Annotated in this window: 11 protein-coding genes; 9 read left to right on the top strand and 2 right to left on the bottom strand. The window is 72.5% G+C overall.

The features are described 5' to 3' along the window. Positions 1-93: 93 nt before the first annotated feature. The 5 genes from IE245_RS28950 to IE245_RS28970 all read left to right on the top strand — a co-directional run bounded on the left by IE245_RS28950 (position 94) and on the right by IE245_RS28970 (position 8,540). Positions 94-3,087 (top strand): carbohydrate binding domain-containing protein, encoded by a 2,994-nt coding sequence (locus IE245_RS28950; RefSeq protein WP_189952835.1) that lies wholly within the window; start codon positions 94-96, stop codon positions 3,085-3,087. 219 nt (positions 3,088-3,306) lie between these two features. Further along, positions 3,307-5,085, top strand: coding sequence for a S8 family peptidase (locus tag IE245_RS28955; RefSeq protein ID WP_189952837.1), 1,779 nt, complete (start codon positions 3,307-3,309; stop codon positions 5,083-5,085). Between the two features lie 191 nt (positions 5,086-5,276). Further along, positions 5,277-6,182 carry an AurF N-oxygenase family protein gene (locus IE245_RS28960; RefSeq protein ID WP_189952839.1) on the top strand — a complete coding sequence of 302 codons (906 nt, stop codon included), beginning with the start codon at positions 5,277-5,279 and terminating at the stop codon, positions 6,180-6,182. Positions 6,183-6,253: 71 nt separating this feature from the next. Beyond that, positions 6,254-7,912 (top strand): FAD-dependent oxidoreductase, encoded by a 1,659-nt coding sequence (locus IE245_RS28965; RefSeq protein WP_189952841.1) that lies wholly within the window; start codon positions 6,254-6,256, stop codon positions 7,910-7,912. Between the two features lie 76 nt (positions 7,913-7,988). After that, the gene (locus IE245_RS28970) at positions 7,989-8,540 is read left to right on the top strand and encodes a DUF6328 family protein (RefSeq protein WP_229851638.1); all 552 of its coding nucleotides are present in this window, start codon (positions 7,989-7,991) and stop codon (positions 8,538-8,540) included. A 39-nt stretch (positions 8,541-8,579) separates the two neighbouring features. Here IE245_RS28970 and IE245_RS28975 read toward each other — a convergent pair whose 3' ends face one another. Together IE245_RS28975 and IE245_RS28980 are read right to left on the bottom strand one after the other, a co-directional pair. Next, a complete protein-coding gene (locus IE245_RS28975) occupies positions 8,580-9,161 on the bottom strand; it encodes a Type-2Aa cytolytic delta-endotoxin (RefSeq protein WP_189952843.1) in 582 nt (193 codons plus the stop codon). 72 nt (positions 9,162-9,233) lie between these two features. Next, positions 9,234-10,040: a LysR family transcriptional regulator substrate-binding protein gene (locus tag IE245_RS28980; RefSeq protein WP_189952845.1), complete on the bottom strand. Its 807-nt coding sequence runs from the start codon at positions 10,038-10,040 to the stop codon at positions 9,234-9,236. A gap of 100 nt (positions 10,041-10,140) precedes the next feature. Here IE245_RS28980 and IE245_RS28985 point away from each other — a divergent pair, with 100 nt between their 5' ends. From IE245_RS28985 to IE245_RS29000, 4 genes are all read left to right on the top strand, one after another. Beyond that, positions 10,141-10,551 (top strand): DUF5997 family protein, encoded by a 411-nt coding sequence (locus IE245_RS28985; RefSeq protein WP_189952846.1) that lies wholly within the window; start codon positions 10,141-10,143, stop codon positions 10,549-10,551. Between the two features lie 54 nt (positions 10,552-10,605). Beyond that, complete coding sequence (locus IE245_RS28990; RefSeq protein WP_189952848.1) at positions 10,606-11,571, top strand: universal stress protein; 966 nt, start codon at positions 10,606-10,608, stop codon at positions 11,569-11,571. Beyond that, entirely contained in the window at positions 11,568-12,077 is a 510-nt protein-coding gene (locus IE245_RS28995; protein WP_189952850.1) for a nucleotide triphosphate diphosphatase NUDT15, read from the top strand. The genes IE245_RS28990 and IE245_RS28995 overlap by 4 nt, the downstream gene beginning before the upstream one ends. A gap of 102 nt (positions 12,078-12,179) precedes the next feature. Then, entirely contained in the window at positions 12,180-12,977 is a 798-nt protein-coding gene (locus IE245_RS29000) for a VOC family protein (RefSeq protein WP_189952852.1), read from the top strand. Positions 12,978-13,159: the final 182 nt, after the last annotated feature.

Below are 13,159 nucleotides of genomic sequence, written 5' to 3' on the forward strand. Positions count from 1 at the left end.
CTTTCCGCAAATTTCCGCATGCGCTTCCATGGGGGCCGATCCCCTTCGCTCCACCGGCCTCCCGGTCCGGCGCGCCCCCGTCTGGAGATCCCCATGCCCCCCACCCGCACACGGCGACGCGGGCGCGCGCTCGCGCTGCTCGGTGCCGCGGCCGGCCTCGCCGGCCTCGTGGCCGCGCCACCCGGCGCCTCCGCCACCGCCGTCCCGGCCCTCGACGCCGCCCCTGCCGCGGCCGCCGCCGGGAACACGGCGACCGTCTTCTACTGGACCAGGACGAAGAACTGGTCGGCCCACAACCTCCATTGGGCGCCCGACGGCGGTTCCTGGACCACCGTCCCCGGCACCGCGATGGAGCCGGCCTGTACCGACTGGGTGAAGAAGACCGTCGATCTCGGCTCCGCGGCCGGGCTCCGGGCCACCTTCAACAACGGCGCCGGCACCTGGGACAACAACGGCGGCGCCGACTACGCCCTCGGCACGGGGAACATCACCGTGAAGGACGGCGTCGTCGCCCACTCCGACCCCTGCGCCGCCACGCCTCCGCCGGCCGCGAACAAGGCGACGGTGTACTACTCCTCGGCCTCCCTCGGCTGGTCGACGGTGAACGTCCACTACCAGCCGGCCGGCGGCACGTGGACGTCCGCCCCGGGTCTCGGCATGACGGCGGCCTGCACCGGCTGGTGGAAGCGGGAGCTGGACCTCGGCTCCGCCGGCTCCCTCAAGGCGGCCTTCAACAACGGCAACGGCGTGTGGGACAACAACGGCGGCACCGACTACACGATCGCCGCCGGCACCTCCACGGTCCGGGACCGGGCGGTGACCGCGAACGCCACCGACCCCTGCGCCGCCACCCCGCCGGACACCCGGGCGCCCACCGCGCCGGCCGGCCTCACCGCGACCGCCGACGGCGTCTCCGTGCTGCTCTCCTGGAACGCCGCCACCGACGACCGGGGCGTGACGAAGTACCAGGTCACCCGTACCGGCGGCACCACCGGCACGATCGTCACGGACGTCGGCTCGACGGTCTTCTCGGACACGGACCTCGCCGAACGCACCGCGTACACCTACACGGTGAAGGCCGTGGACGCCGCCGGGAACGTCTCGGCCGCCTCCGCGCCGGCCACCGCCACCACCGGCGACAAGCCCGGCACCCCGGCCGGCGGCAAGCCGCTCGGCACCGATCCGCGCAAGGACCCGATCTACTTCGTCCTCACCGCCCGCTTCCACGACGGCGACGCCTCCAACAACCGGGGCGGCAGCCAGCACGCGAAGTCGGGGAACGCCGCGAACGACGACCCCATGTTCCGGGGCGACTTCAAGGGCCTGATCCAGAAGCTCGACTACATCAAGGGCCTCGGCTTCTCCGCCGTGTGGGTCACCCCGGTGGTGCTCAACCGCTCGGACTACGACTACCACGGGTACCACGGCTACGACTTCTACAAGGTCGACCCGCGCCTGGAGTCGGCCGGCGCCTCCTACCAGGACCTCATCGACGCCGCCCATGCCAAGGGCATGAAGATCTACCAGGACGTCGTCTACAACCACTCGTCCCGCTGGGGCGCCAAGGGCCTGTTCACGCCGACCGTGTACGGCGTCCGGGACACCCAGTGGAGCTGGTACTACGACGAGAAGCAGCCCGGCTTCGAGTACGACGGCCTGACCGTCGACCCGAAGACCGGCAAGTCGTACTACAACGGCGACCTGTGGTCGACGGCCGAGCCCACCGGCAACACCTGCGTCGACTGGGGCAAGCCCACCGGCGGGAAGAGCCCGGAGGGCTACACCCTCTACAACTGCCAGTGGCCCACTCCCACTTCGGGCATGTTCCCGAAGGCGCTCTTCCACCAGTGCTGGATCGGCAACTGGGAGGGCGAGGACTCCCGCTCCTGCTGGCTGCACGAGGACCTGGCGGACTTCGACACCGAGAACACGGCCGTCCAGAACTACCTGATCGGCGCGTACGACAAGTACATCGACATGGGGGTCGACGGCTTCCGCGTCGACACCGCCGTGCACATCCCCCGCACCACCTGGAACCGGCGCTTCCTCCCCGCGATCCAGGAGCGGGTGACCCAGCGGCACGGCGCCGGGGCGGCGAAGAACTTCTTCGTCTTCGGCGAGGTCGCGGCCTTCGTCAACGACAAGTGGAACCGCGGCTCGGTGAACCACTCCGCGCAGTTCTTCACCTGGAAGGAGCGCAAGGAGTACGACGCCGACGACACCAAGGCCGCCCTGGAGATGTACGACCACGAGCAGCAGCGGGGCACCGGAGACCAGCCCACCTCCACCAACGCCTTCCTGAACGGCAACAACTACCACGCGCCCGACCACAGCCGCTTCTCCGGCATGAACGTCATCGACATGCGCATGCACATGAACTTCGGCGACGCCTCCAACGCCTTCTCCAACGGCAAGGACTCGGACGACAGTTACAACGACGCCACCTACAACGTCGTCTACGTCGACAGCCACGACTACGGCCCGAACAAGTCGAGCGAGCGGTACACCGGCGGCACCGACGCCTGGGCCGAGAACATGTCGCTGATGTGGACCTTCCGCGGCATCCCGACGCTCTACTACGGCTCCGAGATCGAGTTCCAGAAGGGCCAGAAGATCGACTGCGGGCCCAGCTGCCCGCTGGCCACCACCGGCCGCGCCTACTACGGCGCCCACCTCGCCGGCACGGTCACCGCCTCCGGCTTCTCGAAGGTCTCCGCGGCGAGCGGCCAGGTCGCGACCACCCTCCAGCAGCCCCTGGTCAAGCACGTCCAGCGGCTCAACGAGATCCGCCGGGCGATCCCCGCGCTCCAGATGGGCCAGTACTCCACCGAGGGCATCTCGGGCGGCATGGCGTTCAAGCGCCGCTACACCAGCGGCTCCACGGACAGCTTCGCCCTCGTCACGGTCTCCGGCGGAGCCACGTACGACGGCATCCCGAACGGCACGTACACCGACGCCGTCACCGGCGACGTGAAGACGGTCTCCCACGGCACCCTCACGGTCGGCGCGCCCGGCAAGGGCAACCTACGGGTGTACGTCCTGAACGGCCCCGGGAAGATCGGCGCGGCGGGCCCCTACCTGAAGTAGGCGCCCGCGCACGGAAGGGGGCGGAAACGGAAATCCGCCCCCTTTCGCCATGCTCAAGTCAAGATTTTGTTACGTGAACGGGCCTGTCGGACAGAAGGCTTCCTTCCGCGCCGCCCGTCTGGGATCTTGCGTCCACCCCACACATCACAGGGCCCGGCCGGCGCCACCCGCGCCACCGGGCCATCGGAGGACGCATTGTTTTCCCACATATCCGGCCGGATGAGGCTCGCGGCGACCGCCCTCGGCACGGCCCTGGCCCTCTCGGGCCCGGTCTCGCTCGCCCAGGCCGCCCCGGTCGACAACGAGCCGCTCGCGACGTTCACCGCGAACGCGCGGACCGCGCAGCAGGCCCCCGCGGCGTCCGCCGCCTGGGCCGCCGGCACCCGCGCCTACCTGGTGATCACCACCCCCGGTGACACGACCGCGGTCCGCGCCGCCGTCGCCGCGAACGGCGGTTCGGTCTTCTCCTCCTTCGACGCCATCGGCGTGATCGTCGCCCACTCGACCTCCGCCTCCTTCGCCACCACCATGCGTGGCGTCGCCGGCGTGCAGAAGGTCGGCGCGACCCGCACCTCGGACGTCCCGGCCGACGCCTACAACCCGGCGCTCCCGGCCAACCCCTCGCAGGCCGCGGCCCCGTCGACGGAGCCCGTCCGCTCGGACATGACGCAGATCAAGGCCGACCAGGCCTGGGCCGTCAATCCGGGCTCCACCTCGGTCAAGGTCGGCATCCTGGACACCGGCGTCGACGACCAGCACCAGGACCTGGCGCCGAACTTCAACGCCGCCGACTCGGTCTCCTGCGCCTACGGCAAGGCGGACACCCGCATCGGCGCCTGGCGCGACGTCGACCAGCACGGCACCCACGTGGCCGGGACGGTCGCGGCGGCCAAGAACGGCAAGGGCGCCATCGGCGTCGCGCCGGGCGTGAAGATCTCCTCGGTGCGCATCGCCGAGCCCGGCAGCACCCTCTTCTTCGCCGAGAACACCATCTGCGGCCTGGTGTGGGCCGGTGACCACGGCTTCAAGGTCACCAACAACAGCTACTACACCGACCCGTGGCAGTTCAACTGCCCGAACAACCTCGACCAGGCGGCCATCCTGGAGGGCGTGGGCCGCGCCCAGGCCTACGCCGAGGGCAAGGGCTCGCTGCAGGTCGCGGCGGCCGGCAACTCCAACGTCGACCTCGCCAACAAGACCACCGACTCGTCGAGCCCGAACGACTCGACCCCGGTGACCCGGACGATCACCAACGACTGCCTCGACATCCCCGCCGAGCTGCCGGGCGTGGTCACGGTCTCCGCCAACGGCACCAGCGGCACGTCCAAGGCGTCCTTCTCCAACTACGGCCGCGACGTCATCGAGGTCTCGGCGCCCGGCGAGTCGGTCTACAGCACCGTCCCCGGCGGCAAGTACTCCTCGCTGAGCGGTACGTCGATGGCCGCCCCGCACGTCGCGGGCGTCGCCGCCCTGATGGCCAGCGCCAACCCGGCGTACACCCCGGCGGACCTGCGGGCCAAGCTCGGCGAGCAGGCCACCGACCTGGCCTGCCCGTCGGACGCCCGCTGCACCGGCACCACGGCGAAGAACAGCTTCTTCGGCGAGGGCCGCGTCGACGCCCTGAAGGCCGTCGGCGGCTCGACCACTCCTCCGCCCGGGAAGTACTTCGAGAACCTCACCGACGTGACCGTCCCCGACAACACCACCGTCGAGAGCGCGATCACCGTCAGCGGCGTCACCGGCAACGCGCCGGCCACCCTCAAGGTGGGCGTGGACGTCAAGCACACCTACATCGGCGACCTGAAGGTCGACCTGGTCGCCCCCGACGGCTCGGTCTACGTCCTGCACAACCGGACGGGCGGCTCCGCCGACAACATCGCCCAGACGTACACCGTCAACGCCTCCTCCGAGGTGGCGAACGGCGTCTGGAAGCTCCGCGTCAACGACAACGCGAGCGCGGACACCGGGAAGATCGACGCCTGGAACCTGACCTTCTGACGGTCGGCCGAAGGGGCCGGAGCGGACCGCGCTCCGGCCCCTTCGGCATGTCCGGACGAGAAAGTCCGTACCGGGGGGTAGCCCGCGCGACACGCTTGCTATACGTTCCGTCTAACAAGCTTGCTAGACGCAGCGTCTAACAAGCCACGGAACGACCACGAGCCGACCGCGTGACCCAAGGAGCCGCAACGATGGCCAGCAGCACCGTTCGCCCGGACAACCACGACCAGGACGACGTCGCCGAGCGGCTCCTCCGGTCGGCGGCCAAGCTCAGCTACGACCCCGCCGTCGAGGTCGACTGGGACACCCCGCTCGACAAGGACTTCCACGGCCAGAGCCCCGAGTGGAACAGCCTCTACGGCACCGCCTACTGGAACGAGATGACCGAGGAGCAGCAGAAGGAGCTGACCCGCCAGGAGTCCGCCTCCGTCGCCTCCACCGGCATCTGGTTCGAGATGATCCTCCAGCAGCTGGTGCTCCGGGACATCTACCGCACCGACCACACCGACCCCCGCTTCCAGTGGGCGCTCACCGAGATCGCCGACGAGTGCCGCCACTCGATCATGTTCGCCCGCGGCTCCCAGAAGCTCGGCGCCCCCGCCTACCGGCCGAAGCGCGCCGTCATGGAGCTCGGCCGGGTCATGAAGACCGTCGGCTTCGGCGAGGCCGCCTACGCCGGCATCCTCGTCGCCGAGGAGGTCCTCGACGTCATGCAGCGCGACTGGATGCGCGACGAGCGGGTGGTCCCCTTCGTGCGGACCATCAACAACATCCACGTCGTCGAGGAATCCCGGCACATGAAGTTCGCCCGGGACGAGACCCGCCGCAACCTCGCCGGCGCGAGCCGCGCCCGCCGCCACTTCCAGGCGCTGATCGTCGCCATCGCCGCGTACTACATCATCACCAGCCTGGTGAACCCCGAGGTGTACGTCCGGGCCGGCCTCGACCCCGAGCGCGCCCGCCGCGAGGCCGCCGCCAACGAGCACTACAAGGCCCGGCTGCGCGCCAGCTGCTCCGGCCTCATGGAGTTCCTCGGCGACGTCGGCATGCTGACCCGGCCGGCCGTCCACTTCTACCGGCGCGCCCATCTCCTCTGACCGCGACTCCGACCCGAGTCCGCCCCGCGTCCGACCCCGCGTCCGACCCCGAGCCGAGCCGAGCCGCCACCATGACCTACGCCATCACCCAGACCTGCTGCTCCGACGCCACCTGCGTCGCCGTCTGCCCGGTCAACTGCATCCACCCGACGCCCGAGGAGCCGGACTTCGGCACCACCGAGATGCTCTACATCGACCCGAAGAGCTGCATCGACTGCGGCGCCTGCGCCGACGCCTGCCCGGTGGACGCGATCTTCCCGGTCGACCGGCTCACCGAACCCCTGAAGCGGTACGAGGCGATCAACGCCGCCCACTTCGAGGGCCGCGAACCCGCCCCCGTCCTCGCCTCCCCCACCTTCCACCCCTGGGGCGAGCCCTCCTTCGGCCGCTCGCTGCCCTCCGACTTCGCCCCGATCCGGGTCGCCGTCGTCGGCACGGGACCGGCCGGCATGTACGCCGCCGAGGACCTGCTCCTGCACACCAACGCCGAGGTCACCCTCATCGACCGGCTCCCGGTCGCCGGCGGCCTGGTCCGCTACGGCGTGGCCCCCGACCACCCGGGCACCAAGGGCGCGGGCGACAGCCTCGCCCGCTTCCACACCCACCCCCGGGCCACCGTCCGGCTCGGCGTGGAGATCGGCAAGGACGTCACCCCCGAGGAGCTGGCCGCCCACCACGACGCGGTCGTGTACGCGGTCGGTGCCCCGTCCGACCGCCGCCTCGGCATCCCCGGCGAGGACCTGCCCGGCAGCCTCTCCGCGACCTCCCTCGTCTCCTGGTACAACGCCCACCCGGAGACCGCACCCGGGGCCGTCGCCCTCGGCGCCACCGAGCGGGTCGTGATCGTCGGCACCGGCAACGTCGCCCTGGACGTGGCCCGCATCCTCGTCTCCGATCCGGCCGCCCTCGCCGGCACCGACATCGCCGACCACGCGCTCGCCGCCCTGCGCGGCTCCCGGGTCCGCGAGGTGGTGCTGCTCGGCCGGCGCGGTCCCGAGGACGCCGCGTACACCGCCTCCGAACTCCTCGCCCTCGGCCACCTCCCCGGCGTCGACCTCGTCGTCGACACCCACGACCCCCGGATCGCCGCGGCCATCGACGCGGCGGCCCCGGGCGACAAGGCCGCCCTCCTCAAGGACACCGCCCGCGAGACGGTCGACTGGACCGCCGGCCCCGGCGCCGGCCGCCGCCGGATCGTCCTCCGCTTCCACTCGGCCCCCGAGGAAGCCCTCGGCGAGGACGCGGTCCGCGCGGTCCGGGCCGGCGGCCCCGGGGGCAGCGTCGACATCCCGGCCGGCCTCCTCGTGCGGGCCGTCGGCTACCGGGGCGTACCGCTCGCCGGGCTGCCCTTCGACGAGACCACCGGCACCGTCCCGCACACCGCCGGCCGCGTCGACGGCATGACCGGCACCTACGTCGTCGGCTGGATCAAGCGCGGCCCCTCCGGCGGCATCGGCGCCAACCGCGCCTGCGCGGCGGAGACCGTCGGCAGCCTGCTCGCCGACGCGGTCGACGGCCGCCTCCCGAAGCCGACGGGCTCCGCGAAGGCCTTCGCCCGCCTCGCCCGCGGCCGCACCGGGCGGCTCGTCGACGCCCGCGGCCTCGCCGCGATCGACCGGGCCGAGCGCGCCCGGGGCGCGGCGACGGGCCGGCCGCGCGTCAAGCTCGCGACGGTCCCCGAACTGGTCGCGGCGGCCCGCCGCGGCCGGCTGCGCGGGCCCGTGGGCTGACACGGACCGGGTGCGCGGGGAAGACGCACCCGAGCGGGAAGGGCATGCGGGGCGGGCGTGGGGGCACTCGCCCCGTATGGCCACCGGAGACCCCGTCCGGTCCGACGACGGACGCGGAGAGAGTCGTGAGCAGCGCGCCGACCGCCGCTGGAACGAGCTCCTCCAGGAGCTGCGCGTCGCCCAGACGGGCACCCAGATCCTGTTCGGCTTCCTCGTCGCCGTCGTCTTCCAGCCGCGCTTCACCGAGCTGGGCACGACGGACCGGGTCGTCTACGTCGTGACGGTCTGCCTGGGAGCGGCGACCACGGGCGCGCTCGTCGCGCCGGTGGCGGTCCACCGGCTCGTGGCGGGGCGCCGGCTCAAACCGGAGGCGGTGTCCTGGGCGGGGCGCCTCACCCTGGTGGGGGTGGTGCTGCTCTACCTGACGATGGTGTCGACGTTCCTGCTGATCATGCGCATGGTCCTGGACGACGCGATCGCGCTGTGGCTGGTCGTCGTGATGGCGCTCTGGCTGGCGCTCTGCTGGTTCGTGGTCCCGTTCGTCGCCCGGCGCGGCGGTGCCAACGGCGGGAACGGCGACGGGGGGAACGACGGTACGCGGGACGGCTACGGCCCGTGGCCCCGCTGAGGATCCGGCCCGGGACGGCGGGCCGGCGCGGTCGGCGGATCAGGCCGCGACGGGAAGCGGACGCCGCAGCACGATCGCGTTGAGACCGACGGCGAACGGCGCCGCGTCGGTCAGCCCGAGCCCGAGCACCCGCTCCTTCGGCAGCTCGACGGTGACGTCCACGCAGAACGCGAGCGCGTGCAGCGCGTCACCGCCCGCGCCCTCCTCCTGGAGCGCGAAGAACAGGTCCCGGTAGTAGCGGGTGCGCTCCTCGGACTCCTCGTAGAACGACAGACCGGGCTGCCCCAGCTGCTCGCCGAGCCCCGTGAACGCGGAGACCAGCTCGCGCTCCACGGTCTCCCAGAAGCCCGCCTCCGCGCACTCGGCCGGCAGCGCCTGCCGGACGGCCTCCTTCAGCGAGAGCACCATGACGAGCAGCGGCGCGTGCTCCCTGAGCCCCCAGCCGCGCACCATCCGGACGATGGTGCTGTCCGGGACGGCGGCCGCGGCCCGGTGGATGGCCTCGAAGTCGAAATTGACGGTGGCGGGGGCGATCGCCTCCTGGAACACCCGGTCGATCGACCGGGCCTCCTCCAGGTGGGCGGGCGCCACCTCGACGACGGTCCTGAAACTGGCGGCCAAAGGCTTCTCCTCTTCTCGCCGCCCACCGCGGTGGGCGCTTGATCGACAGGAGGAGTATGCCGAGGGCTCCGCTCAGCGGCCGCGGCGGGGCTTCCCGCCGCGCCCCGCGGCACCGCCCTTGCCCTTGGCGGGCTTCCCCGGCCGCGCCGGCTTCGCCCCGGCCGTCTTCTTCGCGCCCTTGGGAGCCGCCTTCGCCGGCTTCTGACCGGACTTCTGGACGGTCTTCTGCCCCTTCCGCTCCTCCGCGCGCCGCCCCCGGGTGCTGTTCACGGTCCGGCCCCGGACGATCCCGATGAACTCCTCGACCAGGTCGGGCGCCTCCTCGGCCTTCGGCCAGGACAGCGCCACCCGCGACTGCGGCACGCCGGTGATCGTGCGGTACGTGAGGTCCTTGCGGTGGTGGAGCCGGGCCAGCGACTGCGGAACCACCAGCACGCCCACCCCGGCGGCGACCAGCTCGATCGCGTCGGCCGTGGTCTCCGGCCGCTGGAACGCCGGAAGGCCGGGCGGCGACGCCTCCCAGCCGAGCGTGTCGTCCAGCGGGTGCAGCACCAGCTCCTCGGCCAGGTCCCCCGGCGCCAGCTCCTCCGCGGCGGCGAAGTGGTGGTCCTTCGGCACGACCACCACGCTGGTCTCCTCGTACAGCGGGATCGCGCTCAGGTCCTCGCCGTCGACCGGCAGCCGCAGCAGCGCCGCGTCCGCACCGCCGTCCCGCAGCACCCCGGGGGCCTCTCCGGCCGTCACCTGCACCAGCGTGAGCGGCACGTCGGGCAGCCGCTGCTCCCAGGTCCGCACCCACTTCGAGGGCGTCACACCGGGCACGAAGGCGAGCCGGAAGGCCGCGGCGTCGGGGGCGGGGGCAAGCGGGGAGTCTGTCACCCCGCAAGATTACCCGCCGCTCCGCCGGCGGAGCCCGTCCGCGCAGGTCGGAGGGCGGCCGTGGTCGGAGGAGCTCCGTGTGCTCGATACCCTTGACCCCATGACGTCGCACCAGAACTCCCAGACGATGAAGCCGGCCACCGCGGCCAAGAAGCTGGGTGTGTACCTCGAGGCCACCCCCGCCGATTTCCAGGAGGGCGTCGTCTCGCGCGCCGAGCTCGCCGAGCTGCAGGCGAACCCGCCGGCCTGGCTCAAGGAGCTGCGGCAGAACGGCCCGCACCCGCGCCCCGTGGTCGCCTCCAAGCTGGGCGTCTCCATCTCGGGCTTGGCCCGCGGCGGGATCACCGAGGCCCTCACCACCGAGCAGATCGAGGCCCTGAAGGCCGAGGCCCCGGAGTGGCTCGTGAAGGAGCGCGCCACCCAGGCCGACGTCCGCAAGGAGACCGTCCGCATCAAGGAGCGCAACGCCCAGCGCGAGGCCGAGCGCGCCGCCCGCGAGCAGGGCGCCTGATCGGCTCCTGACCCACCGGCGTGGCGCGGCGCCGGACGAGGGAGGCATTCCCTCATGAACGTGAAGAGCGATCCGCCCGTGGTGGCCGCCGTGGACGGCTCCGAGCACAGTCTGCGCGCCCTGTCCTGGGCACTGGCCGAGGCGGAGGCCCTGGACGCCCCGCTCGTCGTGGCCCACGTCCGCTCCGACGCCCTCCAGCTCGGCGCGGCCAGGATCGCCTCCCTGGGCACCGAGCCGGAGCTGCGGGACACCGTCCTGGACGCGGTGCGGGCCGTGGTGGAGGAGCGGGGCCACGCGGTCCCCGTCCGGTACGAGTCCCTGGACGGCACCGTCGCCGACGTGCTGCCGGAGGCGGCCCGGGACGCCCGCCTCCTGGTGACGGGCTCACGCGGCCACGGCGGGTTCGCCGGCCTCCTCCTCGGCTCCACCGGCCGCGCCCTGGCCGCCCGCTCCCCCTGCCCGCTGGTGGTGGTCCCGCACGACGCGAGGACCGCCTCCCTGGACAGCGGCCCGGCCGCCGGCCGCGTCCTCCTCGGCCTGCATCCGGAGGAGACCCCGGACGAGGTGATCGACTTCGCCTTCGAGACGGCCGCGCTCCGCCGCGTACCCCTGGAGGCGATGACCGGGCTCCGCCTCCCGCCGAACCCGTCCGCGCTGGCCGCGGCCCCCTCCCCCGTCTTCCAGATGCCCCCGCCGCTGCCCCTCGCCGACGAGACCGAGGAGTTCCTGGCCGAGGCCCGGCGGGAGCAGGAGGTCCGGCTGCGCCCCTTCGCCGAGCGGCGTCCGGACGTCAAGCTGGTCCGCACGGTGGCTCCGGGCGACGCCGCGGGTCTCCTGGTGGACGCCTCCGCCGAGGCGGCGCTGCTGGTCGTGGGCCGGCACCACCGGCACCGCATCGCCGAACTCCTGGTGGGGTCGGTGGCGCACGCGGTGCTCCACCACGCCGCCTGTCCGGTCGCCGTCGTCCCGCCGGCGCCGAAGGGCCGGGTGTCGGCGGCGGCTGGTAGACAGGGCACATGACGCCTGACGTGTACGCCTCCGATCCCGCCGCCGCCTCCCGCAACACCCGCCCGCCGGCCCCCCGCGCCGCCCTGGGCGCCGGGATCGTCGTCCTCGACGGCGACGGCCGGGTCCTGCTCGGCCTGGACCGCTCGGGCGTCTGGGAGCTCCCCGGCGGCGGGGTGGAGCCGGGCGAGTCCATCGAGGAGGCCGCGGCCCGCGAGCTGTCCGAGGAGACCACGCTCGTCGCGGACCCCGGCGATGTCGAGGTCATCGGCCTGCTCCTCGACACGGTGACGTCCTCGGAGCTGACACGGCTGACGGCGGCGACGGTGGTCCGCGCCTTCGCGGGCACGCCGGCCGTGGCGGAGCCCGCGAAGATCGAGTGCTGGCGCTGGACCTCCCCCGACGAGCTGCCGAAGGCCCTGTTCCTGCCGTCCGCGCAGGTCCTCGCCGCCTGGCGCCCGGACCTGGACCTGCCGAGGGCGCCGTTCCACCGCTACGGCCTCACCCGGCTCCCGCACTGAGCGCGCCCGCGCGCCACCGCGCGGGCCGGGCCGGTCGTGACTAGCGTGGTCAAAGGCCCCGAGCCACGCACAACGTCACCGATCGGAAGCGAGAGTCTCGTCATGGCCGCACGACCCGAGGGCACCCCGGTCTGGACCGACGCGATGTTCACCGACGCCGAGGGCGCCAAGACCTTCTACGCCGATGTGCTGGGCTGGACGTTCGGCGAGGCGTCGACGGAATTCGGCAACTACACCCAGGCGTACAAGAACGGCAAGGCGGTCGCCGCCATCGTCCCGCCGATGCCCGGCGGCGACGCCCCGCCGCAGTCCGCCTGGTGTCTCTACTTCGCCTCGGACGACGTCACCGCCACGGCGGAGAAGATCCGGGCGGCGGGCGGCGCGATCCTGATGGAGCCGATGCGGGTGGGCGACTTCGGCTCGATGTGCATCGCGTCGGACCCGGCGGGCGTGGTCTTCGGCCTGTGGCAGTCCGGCGTCCACGAGGGCTTCGAGCTCGAAGGGGAGTCCGGCTCCTACGTCTGGGCCGAGGTCTTCACCCGCCGGCCCGAGGCGTCGGATCCCTTCTTCGCCGATGTCTTCGGCTACCGCACGAAGAGGATGACCGGCGAGGACATGGACTACAAGGTCTTCGACCTGGGCGGCGACCCGCTCCTCGGCCGGATGAGGATGGCCCCCGACGACTTCCCCCCGGGGGTCCCCGACTACATCCAGATCTACTTCGCCGTCGACAACTGCGACCTGGCCGTCACCGCGGCCGAACGCCTCGGCGGCCGCAAGATCTTCGGTCCCACGGACAGCCCCTTCGGCCGCTTCGCCTCCCTCCTCGACCCGCAGGGCGCCGCGTTCTCGGTGATCGACGTCCGGACGACGATCGGCGAGGTGCCGCCCATGGAGTGACCCGGAGGACCGGCCCCGGGCTCAGACGGCGACCGCACGTCGCTCTCCCACACAGGGAAACGCCCCGCATTTCATGGGCACTTCACAGGGCGGAAAAAGCGCCCCTCCGTGAACGCGGAAAAGCCCCGCACCACAAGGGTGCGGGGCTTTCCCACAATAATTGTTCGGCGGCGTCCTACTCT

This window comes from Streptomyces roseolus, assembly GCF_014649855.1.
GTDB classification, from domain to species: Bacteria; Actinomycetota; Actinomycetes; order Streptomycetales; family Streptomycetaceae; genus Streptomyces; species Streptomyces roseolus.

Bases quoted from the DNA above. Each gene is read 5' to 3' on its own strand.
- IE245_RS29000 (WP_189952852.1), top strand. From the start codon at position 12,180: ATGGCCGCACGACCCGAGGGCACCCCGGTCTGGACCGACGCGATGTTC.
- IE245_RS28990 (WP_189952848.1), top strand. From the start codon at position 10,606: ATGAACGTGAAGAGCGATCCGCCCGTGGTGGCCGCCGTGGACGGCTCC.
- IE245_RS28995 (WP_189952850.1), top strand. From the start codon at position 11,568: ATGACGCCTGACGTGTACGCCTCCGATCCCGCCGCCGCCTCCCGCAAC.
- IE245_RS28970 (WP_229851638.1), top strand. From the start codon at position 7,989: ATGGCCACCGGAGACCCCGTCCGGTCCGACGACGGACGCGGAGAGAGT.
- IE245_RS28985 (WP_189952846.1), top strand. From the start codon at position 10,141: ATGACGTCGCACCAGAACTCCCAGACGATGAAGCCGGCCACCGCGGCC.
- IE245_RS28965 (WP_189952841.1), top strand. From the start codon at position 6,254: ATGACCTACGCCATCACCCAGACCTGCTGCTCCGACGCCACCTGCGTC.
- IE245_RS28950 (WP_189952835.1), top strand. From the start codon at position 94: ATGCCCCCCACCCGCACACGGCGACGCGGGCGCGCGCTCGCGCTGCTC.
- IE245_RS28955 (WP_189952837.1), top strand. From the start codon at position 3,307: ATGAGGCTCGCGGCGACCGCCCTCGGCACGGCCCTGGCCCTCTCGGGC.
- IE245_RS28960 (WP_189952839.1), top strand. From the start codon at position 5,277: ATGGCCAGCAGCACCGTTCGCCCGGACAACCACGACCAGGACGACGTC.